Annotated in this window: 16 protein-coding genes; 11 read left to right on the forward strand and 5 right to left on the reverse strand. The window is 41.5% G+C overall.

From position 1 onward, the window contains the following. Positions 1-24 precede the first annotated feature (24 nt). The 5 genes from ACQKL5_RS19500 to murC all read left to right on the forward strand — a co-directional run bounded on the left by ACQKL5_RS19500 (position 25) and on the right by murC (position 6,613). Positions 25-534, forward strand: a complete 510-nt coding sequence (locus ACQKL5_RS19500; protein WP_427610527.1) for a hypothetical protein — start codon at positions 25-27, stop codon at positions 532-534. 135 nt (positions 535-669) lie between these two features. After that, on the forward strand, positions 670-981 hold the full coding sequence (locus ACQKL5_RS19505; RefSeq protein ID WP_427610528.1) for a thioredoxin family protein: 312 nt from the start codon (positions 670-672) through the stop codon (positions 979-981). Between the two features lie 56 nt (positions 982-1,037). Beyond that, a complete protein-coding gene (locus ACQKL5_RS19510; protein ID WP_427610545.1) occupies positions 1,038-1,838 on the forward strand; it encodes a DUF1444 domain-containing protein in 801 nt (266 codons plus the stop codon). A 373-nt stretch (positions 1,839-2,211) separates the two neighbouring features. Beyond that, on the forward strand, positions 2,212-5,028 hold the full coding sequence (locus tag ACQKL5_RS19515; protein ID WP_427610529.1) for a DNA translocase FtsK: 2,817 nt from the start codon (positions 2,212-2,214) through the stop codon (positions 5,026-5,028). 280 nt (positions 5,029-5,308) lie between these two features. Then, positions 5,309-6,613 (forward strand): UDP-N-acetylmuramate--L-alanine ligase, encoded by a 1,305-nt coding sequence (murC, locus tag ACQKL5_RS19520; protein WP_427610530.1) that lies wholly within the window; start codon positions 5,309-5,311, stop codon positions 6,611-6,613. A gap of 66 nt (positions 6,614-6,679) precedes the next feature. Here murC and ACQKL5_RS19525 read toward each other — a convergent pair whose 3' ends face one another. After that, positions 6,680-7,792 (reverse strand): aminopeptidase, encoded by a 1,113-nt coding sequence (locus ACQKL5_RS19525; protein ID WP_427610531.1) that lies wholly within the window; start codon positions 7,790-7,792, stop codon positions 6,680-6,682. 211 nt (positions 7,793-8,003) lie between these two features. On the opposite strand from ACQKL5_RS19525, the gene ACQKL5_RS19530 reads away from it, so the two are divergent. From ACQKL5_RS19530 to ytxJ, 3 genes are all read left to right on the forward strand, one after another. After that, a complete protein-coding gene (locus ACQKL5_RS19530; RefSeq protein ID WP_427610532.1) occupies positions 8,004-8,513 on the forward strand; it encodes a DUF948 domain-containing protein in 510 nt (169 codons plus the stop codon). 46 nt (positions 8,514-8,559) lie between these two features. Beyond that, positions 8,560-9,162, forward strand: coding sequence for a YtxH domain-containing protein (locus ACQKL5_RS19535; RefSeq protein ID WP_427610533.1), 603 nt, complete (start codon positions 8,560-8,562; stop codon positions 9,160-9,162). Between the two features lie 116 nt (positions 9,163-9,278). Further along, positions 9,279-9,605, forward strand: a complete 327-nt coding sequence (gene ytxJ, locus ACQKL5_RS19540) for a bacillithiol system redox-active protein YtxJ (RefSeq protein WP_427610534.1) — start codon at positions 9,279-9,281, stop codon at positions 9,603-9,605. A gap of 119 nt (positions 9,606-9,724) precedes the next feature. Here the strand turns inward: ytxJ and ACQKL5_RS19545 are convergent, their stop codons facing one another. Next, positions 9,725-11,866, reverse strand: coding sequence for a cell division protein FtsA (locus tag ACQKL5_RS19545; protein WP_427610535.1), 2,142 nt, complete (start codon positions 11,864-11,866; stop codon positions 9,725-9,727). Positions 11,867-12,107: 241 nt separating this feature from the next. On the opposite strand from ACQKL5_RS19545, the gene ACQKL5_RS19550 reads away from it, so the two are divergent. After that, positions 12,108-13,184, forward strand: a complete 1,077-nt coding sequence (locus ACQKL5_RS19550) for a bifunctional 3-deoxy-7-phosphoheptulonate synthase/chorismate mutase (RefSeq protein ID WP_427610536.1) — start codon at positions 12,108-12,110, stop codon at positions 13,182-13,184. Positions 13,185-13,555: 371 nt separating this feature from the next. Next, positions 13,556-14,557, forward strand: coding sequence for a catabolite control protein A (gene ccpA / locus ACQKL5_RS19555; RefSeq protein WP_427610537.1), 1,002 nt, complete (start codon positions 13,556-13,558; stop codon positions 14,555-14,557). A 74-nt stretch (positions 14,558-14,631) separates the two neighbouring features. On the opposite strand, the gene ACQKL5_RS19560 is transcribed toward ccpA, so the two are convergent. From ACQKL5_RS19560 to ACQKL5_RS19570, 3 genes are read right to left on the reverse strand one after another with little or no spacing between them, the layout of a single operon-like run. Further along, positions 14,632-15,813: an acetoin utilization protein AcuC gene (locus ACQKL5_RS19560; protein ID WP_427610538.1), complete on the reverse strand. Its 1,182-nt coding sequence runs from the start codon at positions 15,811-15,813 to the stop codon at positions 14,632-14,634. Next, a complete protein-coding gene (locus ACQKL5_RS19565; protein ID WP_427610539.1) occupies positions 15,806-16,456 on the reverse strand; it encodes an acetoin utilization AcuB family protein in 651 nt (216 codons plus the stop codon). The genes ACQKL5_RS19560 and ACQKL5_RS19565 overlap by 8 nt, the downstream gene beginning before the upstream one ends. A 28-nt stretch (positions 16,457-16,484) precedes the next feature. After that, a complete protein-coding gene (locus ACQKL5_RS19570) occupies positions 16,485-17,117 on the reverse strand; it encodes a GNAT family N-acetyltransferase (protein ID WP_427610540.1) in 633 nt (210 codons plus the stop codon). Positions 17,118-17,436: 319 nt separating this feature from the next. Here ACQKL5_RS19570 and acsA point away from each other — a divergent pair, with 319 nt between their 5' ends. Next, positions 17,437-19,155 (forward strand): acetate--CoA ligase, encoded by a 1,719-nt coding sequence (gene acsA / locus ACQKL5_RS19575; protein WP_427610541.1) that lies wholly within the window; start codon positions 17,437-17,439, stop codon positions 19,153-19,155. Positions 19,156-19,290 lie beyond the last annotated feature (135 nt).

Genomic DNA, 19,290 nt, shown 5'->3' on the forward strand with positions numbered 1-19,290 from the left:
TTTTTGCCAAAGGAGGGGAGCATCTTGAGCGTCCCGCCCCCAAAGAAATTTCTATTAGTCTTTCTAATGTGCTTACTGATGGCGGGTTGTTCTGGAAATGAAGGGCAGATTGAGAAAGCTGTGAAGGCTACGGTATCAGTTTTTCGTAATGAAGCGCTGCAACCGAATACAGAAGTGGGCCGAATAAAGGTGAATCTACCTAAAAAATTCAAAATAGAAGAGGAACATGATAATAATTTAATTCTGAAACGTGGTAATCAGGCCTATATATTGTTCGTTAACCCAAACGAAAATAGTGACAGCTCACGATTATTCTTGACGGCAAAGGAACAGCAAACCGATTATTTAGTACTCGAGTCCTTTCAGACTGATGATAAATTCGGTTTCCTTTCGATTATTGAGTCAGCAGAAGAAAAATATGAGCTTGCTGTAGGAAGTGGGGGAGTCAAGATGACAACGGAGACAAGCTCGGAAAATTTGAAAAAAGAAGCGGAGAAAATGATGAAAATCGTCTCATCTGTACCACAAAAATGAGAAAAGGTCCGGATTAACCTTGCCGGACCTTTTGTGTTCCCTTAGAATCCGTATTAATGGTTGATTGATTCGGAGTCTGGTATGATGTAAATATAAAATAACATGATGGATATATAGAGCTGGAGGTAAATGTAGATGGAAAACTTACAAACTGTGGAACAATACGATGTATTAAAAAATGAAGGGAAACATATTTTCCTTTTCTCGGCAACATGGTGTGGAGATTGCCGAGTGATCGAACCAATTTTACCGGAAATAGAAGCAAAATTTCCTGAATTCACGTTCATTCATGTAGATCGTGATAAATTCATTGATGTATGCGCCGCTAATGATGTATTTGGAATCCCGAGCTTTATCGGATACGAAAACGGTAAAGAACTTGGCAGATATGTGAGCAGGGACCGTAAGACCCAAGAACAAATCGAAGAATTCATTCAATCATTATAATGACAAGTCCCCTTCCTTAGGGGATTTTTCAATGGATAGGAGGGTCAACCATGAAAATGGATAGCAAAAAGTTGAAAAACATCTTAAAGGAACGCTTGGCGGATGAAAATCGTACATTCGCATTCGATAGCAAAAAGGACACGTTGCGAATTGATAATACAAAGACCGGCAAAGGCATAACGGTTGAACTTCCGCCTGTACTTGCAAATTACGAAAATATTCAAGAAAAGGCCATTGATGAAATCGTCTATTATGTGGATGAGGCACTGAATGTAATGGGAGAAGAGCATAGCATGGAAGGGAAGGAGAAATTCATCTTCCCTGTTATCCGATCAACTTCTTTCCCAATGGAGGCAGAAGAGGGTAATCCTTTTTTATTCGACGATCATACTGCCGAAACACGGGTTTTTTATGCACTGGATTTGGGGAAAACCTATCGACTGATCGATGAAAAAATGCTTCAGCGTGAAAATTGGCAGGGAGACCGGATTCGTGAGATTGCCCGTTTCAATGTACGCTCCCTTACGACTAAAGTGAAGTCGGATGTCGTTGCGGGTAACACTTTTCACTTTTTGAATACAAATGATGGCTATGATGCGAGCCGAATTCTTAATGAATCATGGCTTCGTGAAATGAAGGAACAGATTTCCGGGACCATGGCTGTGGCCATTCCGCACCAAGATGTCATTATCATTGCCGATATTCAAAATGAGACAGGCTATGACGTGCTCGCACAAATGGCGATGAGCTTCTTTGCTAGCGGCCACGTCCCAATAACCGCATTATCCTTCCTCTATGAGGAAGACGAGTTGGAACCGATCTTCATTATGGGTAAAAATAAAAAACGTGAACAATAAGAAAGTATGGCTCCTGTCTGTTGGATCGATATCCAACTCGGCAGGGGTCTTTTTTTGCTTTAAGACGTGTCCTTTTGTAGGGGGATATACTATCTTGTATTAAAACTTAATCTCTTTGTAAACTCTGTTTAACAGAGGTGTTTTATTTAAATAGTAGACTATTTTAATAGAATGCGTTTAAACTCTTTTCAGAAGGGGTTTAATAGGATAAGAGTTATGTGAAAATGGGATGACTTTTGAGAGAATTTTCAAAAAAATACATACATATCCCTATTCCATTTAATTTCTCTCGATATTTTAAAAATTACTGGTAGAATTAGTTACATAACTTCAGATAGTGGAAAGAGTGATAGTTTTGAAATGGCTAAATAAGATGAAAAAGTGGTTCCAAGCAGAAGAAATTATTGAGATTGAAGAAATAATCATAGATGAACCAATTGATGAAGAGACTCTAAAGAGTATGGATTTTTCCAAACTTCCGAAAACGAAGAAAGAAGAAATTGAAGCGTATAATCAAACGGTAGCAAAAATGACTCAGATGAAGGAACCGGATACGAAAATCCTGTTTCAATATCCCAAAGGGGAATTTAAGTTTCCTCTGATACCGGATAAGGAAAAACGTGAGCGAAAACCTCGGGAAAAAAGAAAAGATGAGTGGGAACATAAGCAGGAAAAAGAGTCGTATGAATCAAAAAGGCCTGCGCAGAATTCAGAACTGAAACGAAAGAATGCCGAACGTATAGCTACACAGAAAATAGTACCATCTAATACACCATTCCGACCGACAGAAATCCCTTCACCTGTTTATGGATTTCGTAGGCCTGAAAAAAAAGTGGTCAAATCAGTTGAATATGAATTGGAGAGCAAATTTCCTGTTCTTAAAAAAGAAGCGCCTGAGGTTCAAACGTATATCCCAAACGATATAAATGAAGCTCCTTACGAGGAATTAACCTTTGAACCTTCCGTTCTTGTACCAGAACAAATAGAAGAAAGAAAGGAAGAGGTTATTTCTGAGATTCCAGCCTATACACGCCGGGATATGGAAAATGATCCAGAGGGAACCCCAGGTGCTCCGGAAGTATCTGTAGGAGAACAACCTGTAAATCAGGATGTTGTCCAACCGGGAACGAGTCGGGTGGAGTTTGGTCAGGAAGTGGCGGTTGGCATAATGGAACCCGTTGTAACTCCTGATGACGTTTCAACTGATATAGCTAAACCGTCATATGTCGAGGAGCAAGCGACCGATGCACCTGTCCTGGAAGAAACGAAACCAGAAATGGAAGAGCTACCCAGAAGTAAGAAGAAGCATATTCCATTCAATGTGATGATGTTAAAACAGGACCGTGAAAAAACCACTTTCCTAAATAGTTTCAAAGCGGAAAAAAAAAGCCCTGAAACAGAGAGGGGAGTAGTCTTGGTTGATAGGAAGCCTGCTGAAAAGACTGAAACAACAAGGGAAATGGAGAAAGACGAACCTGCTCCGGTTGCTACAGAAGTGCAGGTTGTAGGAGATGCCATTCAACATAGTGATTCAACTGAACCGCAAAAGACCGAAGAACCACATTATGAACCCGTAATGACGATGAACCGTGAGTATTTGGATGATTCATCAGATGAATCATCAGTAGAGACGAACGAAGCACCCGTTTCGAAGAGTATTCCTGAAGTGACCGATATGGAGTTCGAGGAAAAAGAAGCGGTGATTGCCCGCGAGGTCATGGAAGATAAGCCAGCCATTGCGGAACCAATTGAGCCTTTGGAAGAAGAAGAAACTCCTTATTATGTATTCCCGAAAATCGAATTATTGACGCCACCCACTTATGCAGAGCATGATGATGAGTGGCTCGAAGAACAGACCGTCTTGCTGGACGAGACACTGAAAAACTTCAATGTCCGGGCAAAAGTCGTGAATGTGACACAAGGTCCGGCGGTCACTCGTTTCGAGGTCCATCCGGAACCGGGTGTGAAAGTGAATAAAGTCACGAACCTCATGGATGATATCAAGTTAAGTTTAGCGGCTCAGGATATGCGAATGGAAGCTCCGATTCCAGGTAAGCATACCATCGGCATTGAAATTCCGAACAGGAAGAGTAAGCCGGTATTTTTGCGTGAGGTTTTGGAGAGTACTGAGTTTCAAGAGCATGAATCTCCGCTCGCCGTCGCACTGGGATTGGATATATCAGGTCAACCAATCATAACGGATTTAAGAAAGATGCCGCATGGTCTGATCGCAGGTCAAACGGGATCGGGGAAAAGCGTTTGTATCAATACGATGTTGGTGAGTTTGCTGTATAAAGCTACGCCACAGGAACTGAAATTGCTGTTAATCGATCCGAAAATGGTCGAGCTTGCTCCTTATAACCAAATTCCCCATTTGGTCAGTCCGGTCATTACGGATGTTAAGGCGGCAACAGCGGCTTTAAAATGGGCAGTCGAGGAAATGGAACGACGGTATGAGCTATTTGTCCATGCGGGCGTCAGGGATATCAGCCGTTTTAATGATCAAGCTGAAAAAGCTGGACAATATTCCAATAAGCTTCCTTATATTTTAGTCATCATTGATGAATTGGCCGATTTAATGATGATGTCCCCGGCAGATGTCGAGGAAGCAATCTGCCGCATTGCCCAGAAAGCCCGCGCTTGTGGTATCCATTTAATTGTGGCGACTCAGCGTCCGTCTGTCGATGTCATCACAGGTTTAATCAAAGCCAATATCCCGACACGAATCGCTTTTTCGGTTTCTTCCCAAGTCGACTCACGTACCATCATCGATAGTGGCGGGGCAGAAAAACTCTTGGGAAGAGGGGATATGTTATTTGCAGAGAACGGTTCGTCAAAGACTGTGCGTCTACAAGGAACATTTGTGAGTGATGAAGAAATTGATCAAGTAGTCAATCATGTTAAATTGGAACAGAAACCAAAGTACTTATTTGAGCAAGAAGACCTGTTGAACCGTGCTCAAGTTACAGAAGAAGCGGATGAGTTGTTCTTCGAGGCATGTGAATTTGTCGTCCATCAGCAAGCTGCTTCTGCTTCCAGTGTCCAAAGGCGTTTCCGGGTGGGATACAACCGTGCAGCCCGTTTAATAGAAATGATGGAACAGCAGGGCGTGGTCTCTGAATCAAGGGGTAGCAGGCCCCGTGATGTATTGATCACAGAGGAAGAACTTGAATTTTTACACGTGAATTAAGAGAACCTAACAATAGGATTCTGTATATAATGTAAAGGGCGAAATCACAATTTTTCAGCCTAGGGAGTGGAAAAGCCAATGATTTGATAAATTGGCATCTCCCTGACATGGATGAATGGTTAAAAAGATGATATAATATATTTTTGTCGATGATTAATATAAAAATTACGTATAAAACCTAGGCGAAAATCACAGTTCGGGCAAGTTTCGTAATGAAAAACAAATAAAAGATGACGTCATATACTGTCATACAGATAGACGATTGGTGGAGGTTCGTTATATGACTGCTTACCATTTTGTAGGTATTAAAGGTTCGGGAATGAGTGCTCTTGCTCAAATATTGCATGATATGAATATTCAAGTGCAAGGTTCCGACTATGAAAAAGAATTCTTTACACAAATAGCGTTAGAAAAAGCTGGTATTAAAATCCTTCCTTTCAATGAGGAAAACATTCAACCAGGCATGACCATCATTGCAGGTAATGCGTTCCCGGATTCCCATCCAGAAATCGTGAAGGCGATGGAACTTGGTTTACCAGTTATCCGTTATCACCGTTTCCTTGGTGATTTCATGAAAACCTTTACGAGTGTGGCCGTTACTGGGGCACATGGTAAAACCTCAACGACAGGCTTGTTGGCCCATGTTATGGGTGGTGCAAAACCAACATCTTACCTAATTGGGGATGGAACGGGAAAAGGAATCGTGGATTCTACTTACTTCGTATTCGAAGCATGTGAATATCGCCGTCATTTCCTTTCTTATTATCCGGATTATGCCATCATGACGAACATTGACTTTGACCATCCAGATTATTATGCGAATGTGGAAGATGTCTTTGAAGCATTCCAAACAATGGCTCTTCAGGTCAGCAAAGGAATCATTGCTTGCGGAGATGATGAGCATTTACCGCAGATCCAAGCAAAAGTGCCGGTCATTTTCTACGGATTTACGGAAGGAAACGATTTTCAAGCAAAAAATGTTACAGTGACTCCAGAGGGGACTACATTCGATGTGAATGTAAGAAATACGTATTATGATACATTCACCATTCCTACTTTTGGTAAGCACAGTGTGTTGAATGCTTTAGGCGTGATAGCACTTTGTAAATATGAAAACTTGGATACGGAAGCCGTGAAAGCTCAGTTACTGACCTTTGGTGGCGTAAAACGCCGATTCTCTGAAAAGGAAATTGAAGGTCAAATCATCATTGATGATTATGCACATCACCCAACTGAGATCTCAGCAACCGTTGACTCAGCACGACAAAAATATCCAGAGCGTGAAATTGTAGCGGTCTTCCAACCACATACATTCTCAAGAACGCAAGCATTTCTGGATGAGTTTGCTGACAGCTTGAACCTAGCTGATAAAGTATACTTATGTGAAATCTTTGGATCAGCCCGTGAACATCATGGAAAGTTATCGATTGAAGATCTTCAGGAGAAAATTCCTGGTGCCGAGCTTATTACGGAGGAAACAACAGCACAATTGCAAAAACATAAAAATAGTGTGGTATTATTCATGGGTGCAGGGGATATTCAAAAATTCCAGGCGGCCTATGAGGAGTCACTGCAGGTTAAATAAAAAACGACCAACCTGATTATCGGGTTGGTCATTTTTTATGCAATTCGAGACTTTTGGTGATTCAAGTCATTTTAAATTTTCTGGATTTAGTGATTCAAGCTCTGGTATGACAAAGCGTCCATCTTTACGAATCAGTACATCATCAAAGTAGATTTCCCCTCCACCGTATTCAGGGCGTTGGATGTTAACTAAATCCCAGTGGATGTTTGAGTGGTTGCCATTGAAGGCATCATCGTAACATTGTCCCGGTGTGAAATGGAAACTTCCATCAATTTTTTCATCAAAGAGGATATCTTGCATTGGATGTAGAATATAAGGATTGACACCAATCGCAAATTCACCCACATATCGTGCGCCTTCATCTGTATCAAAGATTTTGTTGATGCGTTCAGTATCATTGGCCACCGCATCAACAATCTTCCCATCCTTGAATGTTAACTTCACGTTTTCAAAAGTAAAACCCTGGTAAGGAGATGGGGTATTGTAGGAAATTACTCCATTAATCGAATCCTTAACGGGTGCCGTGTAGACCTCACCATCAGGAATATTCATTTCACCAGCACATTTAATCGCTTTAATGTCTTTAATGGAGAAGGATAAGTCTGTTCCGGGACCTGTTAAGCGGACTTTATCTGTTTTATCCATTAAGGTCACAAGGCTATCCATGGCATCGCTCATCTTGCCATAGTCGAGGTTGCAGACTTCGAAGTAGAAATCTTCGAATGCTTCCGTACTCATTTTGGCCAATTGAGCCATAGAATTTGTCGGGTAACGAAGCACAACCCACTTAGTTTTCGGTACGCGGATGTTTTTATGTACTTTTCCGATCGTTTGACCGTGGAGTGACACTTTATCTGCAGGAACGTCGGATTGCTCATTGATATTGTCCCCGGCACGAAGCCCGATATAAGCATCCATCTGGCTCATCACGTTCGCTTCGAATTCACCCATCATCTTGTATTGTTCTTCCTGAGCTCCCATCAACAAGGCACGGTCCACCTGATGGTCCTTTAAGAGGACGAATGGGTACCCATTAGCTGCATAGGCTTCTTTTACAAGAGCATTAACAAGTTCACGCTGCAAACCAAAGTTTTCAATTAAGATTTTTTCACCTTTTTGTAGTTTCACAGAATAATTTATCAAATTGTGTGCAAGTTTTTCGATTCTAGGATCTTTCATGTAGAATACCTCCATTATTTTAGTTGTATGGTTCTATCATACCTGATTTACTACTGGAATTTCATCTAGAGTTCTTATAATTGTCAAAATAATTACCAGAACAGGTATTGATAGGGTATATCGAATAAAAAAAAACGTTTATAATAATAAGGAAGGGGTAATTAATAACTAAACAGATACTAAATATGTCGATTTTTTCGGAGGTGTTCCAATGGAGATCATATTATACGTAAGTGCTGCAGTTGTAGCAATAGCTTTCTTGGTCCTTGTTATCTTCTTAACAAAGGTACTTACATCATTACAAACTACCTTGGACAGCGTTGCCCGGACGCTTACAGGACTTGAAGGCCAAATGCAAGGCATAACGGTTGAAACTACCCAGTTACTACATAAAACAAACTCGTTAGCTGAAGACTTGCAACAGAAATCTGAAAACCTAAACACAGTGGTGGATGCAGTGAAGGATGTAGGGACTTCCATCTCTAGCTTTAATACATCTGTCCAAAAGGTTTCTAATAAAGTACAAGCAGAAATCGATAACAATCAAGAACGAATTTCCCAAATTGTTCAATGGAGTAACGTGGCAATGGAAATTCGGGATAAATGGAAAATGAGAAATAAACAATCTGCCCCCACTGCCTATGAAAAGGCAGAGATAGAAAGAGAAGCGCTAGAAACTGATAACTTACCTAAAAAAAGATTTTTACGTTCTAGGTCTTAACATCCAGGTTAATAAAAAAAACTGAAAATCGAAAGGGGAATGTTACATGACTCAAAAAGAATATCCTACAAGCGAATATCAAAAATCATATGAGGAAGCTCGCGATTCGATCAATTCAAAGGATTTTATGATTGGTGCCTTAATCGGCGGAATGATCGGGGCGGCTACAGCTTTATTCATGGCTCCGAAGACAGGTAAGGAATTAAGAAGTGACTTCAATGAGCAAGCTAAGAGCCTTTCTGAGAAAACTAAGAGCCTTTCCGAAAAAACAGAGAAGCTAAGACAAGCTGCGATGGAAAAAGGAACAGTATTGGCTGATACCGCTAAAGAAAAAACAGGAACAGTCACTGAATTGGTTTCTAGTAAATCTTCAGATATCGTCAATAAAGTGAAGAACCTAAAAACAGGAAAAGACGAAAATGGCGATGCAGCTGATGATACAACAAACTCTAGCAATAAGGATATTGATGTAACGGGAACTTCCGATTCAAAAATTGTAGCCGTGGAAACTAATATGCCTGATGGTAAAGACAATAAGTCAAAAACTACTCAAGCAGATCCAACTAGCGGTAACAAAAATACAGCCAAATTAAAACTGGATGAAGCAAAAAAAGCTTTCGATGAAACGGAAAATAAATTAAAAAAATAATGGATGGTTTAGTCGCTCGTTGATTGCGAAGGTATGCTGAAAATTTTTAAAAAGGACGATGAAGTGGTAAGATACCTTCATCGTCTTTTTTTATGAAACGAAAGGGGTCAACACACATGACAATCACTAAAATCGAAACAGAAGAACAATTCAATAAGCTTGTGGAAGAGGATATGTTTTTACTTTTTAAGCATAGCCTAACTTGCCCAGTAAGCGCAGAGGCTTTTGATCACTATCAAAAATACGTCGCAGAGCACCCACAGGTTAAAACGGCCTACTTAGCCGTGCAAGAAGCGCGTCCGCTTTCCAACCATATAGCTGAAACCTATGAAATCAAACATCAATCACCACAAGCTATTCTTTTTAAAAATGGAAAGCCTGCATGGAATGATTCCCACTGGCGCATTACATATGACTCTTTGGACAAAGTGATTTCTAAATAAGTTTTATGGGGCTGTTTATCCGCAGGTGAATAAATAGTGAGAGGCAGAAACGTTGATGAACAACATTTCTGCCTCTTTTTTTTTGGATGATCAGGCTTGTTCACATAAGAACAGCCGCATTAAATATTGGTAGGCCAAAGGATTTTTAATTGATCACCAGGAGATATTTTATCGTAAAAAGTAGTTTCCTGCTCATTTTTAAGGAGGATGAAGCGGCTATTTCCTGCTGTAGGCATGGAGATTTCCACATGGCGGAAAAGGTCCTGGAAAATAAACGGTTCCACTTTACGTTCAATTATTGTAAGATCATCATTTGGTTGAATGATGTCCGTTTCCTTTAATGGTTCGTCGCCTCGACGGATTTCGGTCAGTTTCTTGGTGAGGATGACTTGTTTACCTTCAAAAAAAACAGGGATGTTGAAGGTTTCCTCAATCTGCAGAGCTTCCATTACATCGTTTAGTGTAGGAAGGGGCGGATTGATCAGTTCAATTTCATCAGCATCTTCAAAGGTATACGATAGTTTAGTTGCAAGTCCATTTTTACTGAGTTCCCCAATCCAAGAGGGAAGCTGAACAGGTTTTCCATTTAATTTAATAGAAAATGGTTCAAGGCAAGAGAGCAGTTCGGATAGGTGAAGCTCTTTGACCAACTCTAGGATTGTTGCGGGCATACGGCAAAATATTTGGTCATGATCTTCAATCAATTCATGAACGGCCGCTGCTTTCCCGTTTCTTGTGATGGAAGCCTCAATGGTATACTCTGTACCGTTAAGAATCACTTTTTTTCTAGGGATATCATCCAGTACGTCGAGTATACGTAAAACGGCCGGCTCACCATCTTCCCCTTTTGAGGTTGCGATGATGTCTCCATTCTTCACTGTATCGTCCAAGGAAGCTTCCACGCCGTTTAAAGTAATGACCGCTCTTTTTCCGTGTTTTCCGGGAAGGGTAATTTGGTTTCCATTGATATGTACGATTTTAGCCATGCCCGGTTTTCCATATAAATGACTCATCTTTATACCCGCAGTGAGGAGGCAATCACCTACTGATGTTTGTTTCATATCAAACAAACGGATAGGGTGGCCGTCAACAGTGATACTCAAGTACTGAATTGGATTTTTATCGGCGGCAATGGCAATGCCAATCGGCGTGACCAATTCAGGCCCTTTCTGGATGGTAGTTGATATGCGAAGGTTCTGGATAGCCTCGGTGTCACGGATTGCGACTCGGTTACTAGGTAAGTTTAATTTTTCAGCTAAAAGTCGACACAAATCAGGTGTCTGGCTCCCACCTCCGACAAGCATGACAGCTTTTGGTGAGCTTTCATTATTCAAGGCAAGAATTTCTGAACTGATGGCTTCTGCCAATCTATCGAGTGCAGGATGAATGTTCTCGATGATTTCACGGCTAGCAAGTTCAGTTGAAAATCCAAGGATATCGGTGACTGTTATTGAATCCTGCCCCAGTAGTTCCCTTTTCGCTTTTTCCGCATGCGGGAAATCAAGGAGAAGGTGGTCACTGATGGCCTCGGTGATTTCATCCCCGGCAATCGGGACCATTCCGTAAGCTATGATGGTTCCTGAATCTGTCAAGGCAATATCGGATGTCCCTGCACCTATATCGACCAATGCAACATTCAAGCGGCGCATGGACGGGGGAATCAGGACATTGATTGCAGCGATTGGCTCCAGAGTAAGAGCCTGCATCTCCAAACCAGATCTTTTTAAGGCAGCCAAAAGGGATTCCACGACGACCTTTGGAAGGAAAGTGGCGATGATTTCAACAGACGCTTCTGCGCCGCTCTGATCAATCAGACTTCCGATTTCCTGTCCATCCAGGCGATAGTATAAAACCGAATAACCAACACAATAATAAGTGGATTGGGAGTCCGATTGTTCAGCTACGATGGCCTGTGCTTCCTGGACAGCACTAAATTCGAGATGGAGGACATCATCATGCGTCAACATCGGTTTGCCAACTATATCGATGGACGTCTTCGCCCGTTCCGTTTTTAATGCCCTTCCGGCTGCGGCGACGGAAACCTGACTTAAAGGACCGTGCGTTTCCTCCAGTTTATCCTTAATGTGAGAAATGACCTTGGCTACCGCTAATACATCGTGGATTTGCCCGTCGAGCATGGCGCGCTCTGAGTGTTCTTCTGATAAAATATCGATTATATTATAGCTTTCCTGTTCTTTTTCTAATATAATTCCAACAACGGAACGCGTTCCAATGTCTAAGGCAAACAGTTTTTCGTGCATAGTAACACCTTCTTTATATGTAATTTATACTTTAGTGCTGAAAAGCGTTTAATTATTAAAGAAAAAAGTAGTGACATTTATAAAGATTTCATTTATAATTGTTTTTATTATACATGATTTATTATTAAAATTTTATAGCTTAAATTATCGATTGAAATGAGTGAAAATTCGAACAGGTCTAAAGTGCGAGTTTTTATCGTAAAATCGTTGATATTTTAAAAAACGAAGGGATGGATTTGGAATGAGCAACAAAGAGCTTGATGGATTACGTAATCAATTGGATGATGTAAACCTTCAGTTATTACAACTGATTAATCAACGGGCAGGAATAGTGCAAGAAATTGGCCGCGTTAAAGAAAAACAGGGTGTAAACCGCTACGATCCAGTCCGTGAAAGAACAATGTTGGATCTTATCGAAGCAAATCATGAAGGCCCTCTTGACCTTGGTTCGATTAAACATATTTTCAAGGAAATCTTTAAATTGGGCTTAGAACTTCAAAAAGATGATCAGAAGAGGACACTTCTTGTTTCTAGAAAACAAAAACCGGAAGATACAATCATCGACATCAAAGGAGAACTTGTCGGGAATGGCATTCCTAGTTTTGTATTCGGTCCATGTGCTGTGGAATCTTACGAACAAACGGCTGCAGTTGCTGAAGTCATCAAAGCAAAAGGCCTGAAGCTTATGCGTGGTGGTGCATATAAACCACGTACATCTCCATATGATTTCCAAGGACTTGGTCTAGAAGGATTACAGATCCTTAAGCGTGTTGCCGATGAATATGGTTTGGCAGTCATCAGTGAAATCGTAAGCGCGAATGACATTGAAGCAGCGATTGATCATATCGATGTCATCCAAATCGGTGCGCGTAACATGCAAAACTTCGATTTATTGAAAGCGGCAGGTGCTGTAAATAAACCGGTTCTTCTAAAACGCGGACTTGCAGCTACAATCGAAGAATTCATTCATGCGGCGGAATACATCATGTCACAGGGGAATGGAAACATCATTCTATGTGAACGTGGAATCCGTACATATGAAAAAGCAACAAGAAATACTCTTGATATCTCTGCTGTTCCAATATTGAAACAAGAGACTCACTTACCAGTCATGGTGGATGTGACCCATTCTACTGGACGACGTGACCTTCTGTTACCAACGGCAAAAGCAGCTCTTGCAATCGGTGCGGATGGAGTCATGGCGGAAGTTCATCCAGACCCTTCCGTTGCATTATCTGATTCTGCACAGCAGATGGACTTCAAACAATTCGACGATTTCTACAACGAAATTAAACGATTGAATTGGGTTACAGTTTAAGAGAGAATATTTAAAAAATATATTCATTCGGCCCTTGCCATCTTGGCAAGGGCTTTTTTTAATGGTAAAATGCTTGTTTTTGCAGAAAAAGTCCTGAAATAGGCACTATTGGATTGCAGGAAAGATTCTACTATCGTATGATAAGTAACAAGATGAGGACTGTTCTGAATTAGGATCATACATAATGAAGATGTCAATGAAAGCGTTACTCGTATAAAATATGAAAGATTACTTTAAAAGAAATGGACTGCATTGTAGTCTGATCATTCCTATATAGATCTTCCGTATAAGAAAAATGCGTATAAAAGAATCTTCTTTGAAATATTTGATGCTTTATTGGAAAAAATGAAACAAAGTGGAGGAATTAAATAATGAATAACATAACTATTTATGATGTGGCACGCGAAGCAAATGTTTCGATGGCCACCGTTTCTCGCGTAGTAAACGGGAATCCGAATGTTAAGCCTGCAACAAGAAAGAAAGTAGCAGATGTGATTAGCCGGTTAGGGTATCGTCCTAACGCAGTGGCGCGTGGACTAGCTAGCAAGAAGACAACGACAGTAGGAGTTATCATCCCGGATATTTCGAGCATCTTTTTTGCGGAACTGGCTCGTGGTATTGAAGATATAGCGTCCATGTATAAATACAATATCATTTTAAGCAGTTCTGATGAGAATATAGATAAGGAATTTCATCTGTTGAATACGATGTTGGGCAAACAAGTGGATGGTATCGTATTTATGAGCGGAAACATTACGGAAGAGCATGTAAAAGAGTTTAAGAATTCACCGGTACCAATCGTATTGGCAGGATCTGTCGAAGAAAGCGGGCAAGTACCATCAGTCAATATTGACTATGAAGCGGCTGCATTCGATGCTGTTATGTCCTTCGCGAAAAATGGTCACAAGCTAATTGGATATGTAACGGGTAATCTATCCGCTCCTATTAATGAAATGAAATTAACCGGTTACAAACGGGGGTTGAAAGAAGCGGGGCTTCCCTTTAATGAGAGCTATGTGGTTGAAGGTGATTATACATATGATTCAGGTATTGAATCCTTTGATAAGTTTCTTGAAGCCGAAGAGAGACCGACAGCGATCATTGTCGGAACGGATGAAATGGCCCTTGGCATCGTACACGCCGCTCAGGACAAAGGTTTTAATGTACCAGAAGACTTTGAGGTAATCAGCTTTGACAATACAAGGTTAACCCTGATGGTTCGCCCGCAGATTACGACCGTCGTACAGCCTTTGTATGATATTGGGGCTGTATCCATGAGGTTGCTAACTAAATTGATGAACCAAGAATTGGTAGAGGGTCAGGAAAAGGTAATACTGCCGCACCGGATTGAAAAACGTCAATCAACGAAATAATCAGTTAGAGAGTGTCCATATGGGCACTCTCTTTTAAATGGGGTAAATGCGTAATCCAATCAAGGTTCGACCATTTAGTCATCCGTATTGCTTGTTGATGTTTGTTTAGCAGAACGGATGGGATAGAGTGCTTTTTCGAGCGTTTGGGCATTCTTTTCCGTTATGGCTGATTTTCTAGGAATGGGTTCATATATATCCTGTAGGTCATCCCACTCAATTGGAAGGGTCACAGGAGCTTCTGGCTGCCATGTATCGATCCATTCCCTTGATAGGGGCCCAGATATATCATTGTTGGTCATTTCGAGCCAGACCCTAGACCAGGCTCTTGGTACGACGCGCCATATATCATATCCACCGCCCCCAACGGCAATCCAGCGACCCTCGCAATACTTATGGGCCATTTCATGTGCTAATTTAGGTATTTCCCTATAGATATTCATGGTTGCTGACAAGTGAGTAAGCGGATCATAATAATGAGAATCGGCACCATTTTGTGTTAATATGACGTCCGGCTTGAAAAATTCAACGACTTCTTGAAATGCTGCTGCATAGCATTCAAGCCAGGATTCATCTTCCGTGAAGGCATCCACGGGGATGTTGAAGGAATAGCCGTACCCTTTTCCTTGACCCCGTTCATTGATATTGCCTGTACCGGGAAACAAGTAGCGTCCTGTCTCATGAATAGAAAGAGTGCAGACTTCAGGGTCATCATAAAAAGACCATTGGACGCCGTCCCCATGATGGGCATCCGTATCGACATACAGGACGCGTGCACCATATTTCTTTTGTAGGTATTTAATGGCGACCGAGCTATCATTATAAATGCAAAATCCTGAAGCTTTGCCCCGAAAACCATGATGGAGCCCCCCACCAAGGTTTAGTGCATGGAGGGATTGGCCGGTCATGACGGCATCAACGGCTGTAAGGGTGCCACCAACTAGCATGGCGCTTGCTTCATGCATATTTGGAAAGATGGGGGTGTCTTCAGTACCCAGCCCATAGTTTTCAGCTTTTTCAGGAAGAAGCTTTCCTTGACCTGCCAACCTGACAGCGTTTACATAATGGTGGTCATGAACCAGTTCCAGTTCTTCGTCTGTCGCCATTCGCGGTTTGATGATTTGATCTTCACTGATGGCATGGTGTTTTTTTAGAAGGTCTAGCGTTAGTTGAAGTCGCTTTTGGTTGAATGGATGCTCGTCATTGAATTTATAGGTCAGTAATTCATCGGAATAGACGAATAGAGATTTATCAGTCATGAGAAAAACCCGGCAGACTAGGCCAAAGAACGGTATAGCCTTCTTTCTTTAAGTCTTCCACTACCGTAAACGGATTCATGGTTTGTACGCGGACAACGAGTATCTTGTGATCGGCTTCATCTTTTTCAGGATATACAAGGGTGCTCAGGATGTTTGCCTTGCGATTTTTGAAAATATGAGCAATGTCATGGAGTGTTCCCGCCTTATTGGGGATTTTGATTTCAATTTGAGAACCGGGCTGATTGACTCCCGTAAGTTCAACGAAAGAACGAAGCAAATCAGTTCCGGTTATGATGCCTACTAACCTTTTTTCCTTCAAGATGGGAAGGCAGCTTATGTTATTTTCACAAAATACGGCACCGATTTCTTCAACAAAATCGAGGGGGTGCCCAGTGATGATATCGGTCCTCATGATACTACCCAGTTGTTTTTCTAAATCTTTTTTGTATTCTTCTGTGCGGAAAATGGAAGGGGAAGCGTCCCGTATGTCACGGTCACTAACTAATCCGACGAGGTGAAAGCTGTCATCGACAATCGGAATATGGCGAATTCGTTTCTCTTTAAGGATTAAGACAGCACTATGAATTGTATCTGTTGGAGTCAATGCAATGACATCTTCATTCATTATTTTTTCAACAATCATACGTAGTTCCTCCTCTATATTTGCCTCTTTAATACATAAAACGATTCATGAAACGTAATTGGTCAAACTTTTCGATAGATTCCCTTGGCACTCTTTTTCCTATGCGTGCCATCAAGCAGTTGGCTGGATGTGAACTGATTTCCGGGTCATCCGTAGCATAATAAACCAGGCCACCAGCACTCATCATTTTTTCCATGACTTTTCGATAGTCCCAAACATTCAAACCTGTACCCCTTAAATCCCAATGCCAATAATATTCAGTCGTGATGATAATGAAATCTTCTACCGAATCATCCTCTGTAGACAGACGAACTAAATTCTTTCCCACAGCTGCACCGCGATATTTAGGAATGACTTCAATCGCACCCAGCTCAATCAGGTCATCCATCTTGATTTCTGACCAGCGCTCTAATGGATCGGGGTATAGATATGTTACATAACCAACGATGGTCTGTTCCTCTCGGGCTATAAAGATCCGTCCCTCTGGAAGATCGGCAATTTCAATCAATGCCTTATGCTGTAAAGCGGGAGGACGAAAGGCGACCAAGTCATCATGAAACTCGTAAGCGGCCATCATTTCACCGGTAAGAGGCCCTTCAATGAGGAGTGTTCCGCTTGATGTTTGAAGTTCCTTTGTATAATAGGTCTTGCTATATTCCATTCCTTCACCGCCCTAGTAAAATAGTAATCTTGTATACTCATCCAAACAAATGGAATTCTTACCTGAATTATACATAAAAATATGTGGCAAGATTTTAAAAACTCCTTTTATATTTGAACCTTTTGTTACAGTTATCTCTAAAGCCTGAATTGTAAAAGTACAATTCAGACTAACTATACCAAGAATCATCCTGATTTATCAAAAAATACAAGAAATATTTTCCTCAATTCATTTAAAAGGTAAGTATTTTAAAAATTGAGAAAAATACCTTTTTGTTCTATAATAAAAGGCATATAGCAAAATGAAGGGGGATTTTTGTATGAACTTGAAAGCGCTGCCAGTAGTGGAGGGTAAGTATAATTTAGTAAATTACGACGAAAAGTACAAGCAATTTGACTGGTCTGAAACGGAAAAGGAATTCTCCTGGTCTGAAACGGGAAAAGTGAACTTGGCTTATGAAGCGATTGACCGACATGCTGAAACCTACAGAGAAAACAAAATTGCCCTTTATTTTAAAGATGAAAAGAGAAATGAAAAGTATACCTTTAAGGAAATGAAAGAATATTCAAACCAGGCGGCAAATGTGCTCCAAAACATTGCTAATGTAGAAAAGGGCGACCGCGTTTTCATTTTCATGCCTCGGTCTCCGGAACTTTATTTCTCGTTACTCGGTGCCATTAAGACTGGAGCTGTCGTCGGCCCTTTATTTGAAGCGTTTATGGAAGGTGCGGTACGAGATCGTCTTGAAGACAGTGAAGCAAGCGTTTTGGTGACGACTCCCGAATTGTTGCCACGTGTGCCGGTAGACGAGCTGCGCCATTTGAAACATATTTTCCTAGTCGGAGAGAACATCGAAGAAGAAGGGAAATATTATGACTTTAATAAACAATTGAAAGAAGCAGATAAACATTTTGCAACGGTATGGGTGGACCGTGAAGATGGACTCATCCTTCATTACACATCCGGGTCTACAGGGAAGCCGAAAGGAGTGCTCCATGTACACAATGCGATGATTCAACATTATCAAACGGCAAAGTGGGTCCTTGATCTGCAGGAAGATGATGTATATTGGTGCACAGCGGATCCTGGATGGGTGACAGGGACGTCTTACGGTATCTTCGGACCGTGGCTGACTGGTACCTCGAATGTGGTCGTAGGTGGACGTTTCAAGCCGGAATCCTGGTACAAGACCCTAGAGGAATTTGGAGTTACCGTCTGGTATAGTGCACCGACTGCCTTCAGGATGTTGATGGGTGCAGGTGACGAGATCGTCAAACGTTTCGATTTACAGTCACTTCGTCATGTCTTGAGCGTTGGTGAACCTTTGAATCCGGAAGTAGTACGGTGGGGAATGAAAGTATTCGATCGCCGTATACATGATACTTGGTGGATGACGGAGACTGGCGCCCAACTCATCTGTAATTACCCTTGTTTGGAAATCAAACCAGGTTCGATGGGCAAACCGATTCCTGGAGTGGAAGCGGCTATCGTGGATGATCAAGGAAAGGTGCTGCCTCCGCATCGAATGGGGAACCTTGCTATTAAAAAAGGCTGGCCTTCCATGATGAAGACCATCTGGAATAATGAATCGAAATTTGAATCTTACTTTATGCCAGGTGACTGGTATGTTTCAGGGGATTCAGCTTTTATGGATGAAGAGGGGTATTTCTGGTTTCAAGGTCGTGTGGATGATGTCATTATGACGGCTGGGGAACGGGTCGGTCCATTTGAGGTGGAAAGTAAGCTACTTGAGCATCCGGCCGTTGCAGAAGCAGGTGTCATCGGAAAGCCAGATCCTGTCCGTGGCGAGATTATTAAAGCTTTTATCGCCCTTCGTGACGGATATGAGGCTAACGATGGGTTAATCGATGAAATACGCCAATTTGTTAAACTTGGTTTAGCAGCCCATGCGGCACCAAGGGAAATAGAATTCCGTGATAAGCTTCCTAAAACAAGGAGCGGTAAGATCATGCGTCGCGTCTTGAAAGCTTGGGAATTAGATTTGCCAACCGGCGATTTATCATCCATGGAAGACTAAAAAGGCATTGAATATAACAAAAAAGAGGCTACCGGAAATTTAAAATGTACCCCTTGTAAAGGACATTTTAAAAAAGCCTAGGCAACTTGTTGAAGCTGCTGTCTGTATTTTGCAGGCGGCAGCTTTTTTAAATTC

Source organism: Peribacillus sp. NPDC097675 (assembly GCF_050277655.1).
Taxonomy (GTDB): Bacteria; Bacillota; Bacilli; order Bacillales; family DSM-1321; genus Peribacillus.

Excerpts from the sequence above, each read along its gene's own strand:
- ACQKL5_RS19545 (WP_427610535.1), bottom strand. The coding sequence starts at position 11,866 with ATGCACGAAAAACTGTTTGCCTTAGACATTGGAACGCGTTCCGTTGTT.
- ACQKL5_RS19565 (WP_427610539.1), bottom strand. The coding sequence starts at position 16,456 with ATGATTGTTGAAAAAATAATGAATGAAGATGTCATTGCATTGACTCCA.
- ACQKL5_RS19530 (WP_427610532.1), top strand. The coding sequence starts at position 8,004 with ATGGAGATCATATTATACGTAAGTGCTGCAGTTGTAGCAATAGCTTTC.
- ACQKL5_RS19515 (WP_427610529.1), top strand. The coding sequence starts at position 2,212 with ATGAAAAAGTGGTTCCAAGCAGAAGAAATTATTGAGATTGAAGAAATA.
- ytxJ (WP_427610534.1), top strand. The coding sequence starts at position 9,279 with ATGACAATCACTAAAATCGAAACAGAAGAACAATTCAATAAGCTTGTG.
- acsA (WP_427610541.1), top strand. The coding sequence starts at position 17,437 with ATGAACTTGAAAGCGCTGCCAGTAGTGGAGGGTAAGTATAATTTAGTA.
- ACQKL5_RS19570 (WP_427610540.1), bottom strand. The coding sequence starts at position 17,117 with ATGGAATATAGCAAGACCTATTATACAAAGGAACTTCAAACATCAAGC.
- ACQKL5_RS19535 (WP_427610533.1), top strand. The coding sequence starts at position 8,560 with ATGACTCAAAAAGAATATCCTACAAGCGAATATCAAAAATCATATGAG.
- ACQKL5_RS19510 (WP_427610545.1), top strand. The coding sequence starts at position 1,038 with ATGGATAGCAAAAAGTTGAAAAACATCTTAAAGGAACGCTTGGCGGAT.
- ACQKL5_RS19525 (WP_427610531.1), bottom strand. The coding sequence starts at position 7,792 with ATGAAAGATCCTAGAATCGAAAAACTTGCACACAATTTGATAAATTAT.
- murC (WP_427610530.1), top strand. The coding sequence starts at position 5,309 with ATGACTGCTTACCATTTTGTAGGTATTAAAGGTTCGGGAATGAGTGCT.
- ACQKL5_RS19505 (WP_427610528.1), top strand. The coding sequence starts at position 670 with ATGGAAAACTTACAAACTGTGGAACAATACGATGTATTAAAAAATGAA.
- ccpA (WP_427610537.1), top strand. The coding sequence starts at position 13,556 with ATGAATAACATAACTATTTATGATGTGGCACGCGAAGCAAATGTTTCG.
- ACQKL5_RS19560 (WP_427610538.1), bottom strand. The coding sequence starts at position 15,813 with ATGACTGATAAATCTCTATTCGTCTATTCCGATGAATTACTGACCTAT.
- ACQKL5_RS19550 (WP_427610536.1), top strand. The coding sequence starts at position 12,108 with ATGAGCAACAAAGAGCTTGATGGATTACGTAATCAATTGGATGATGTA.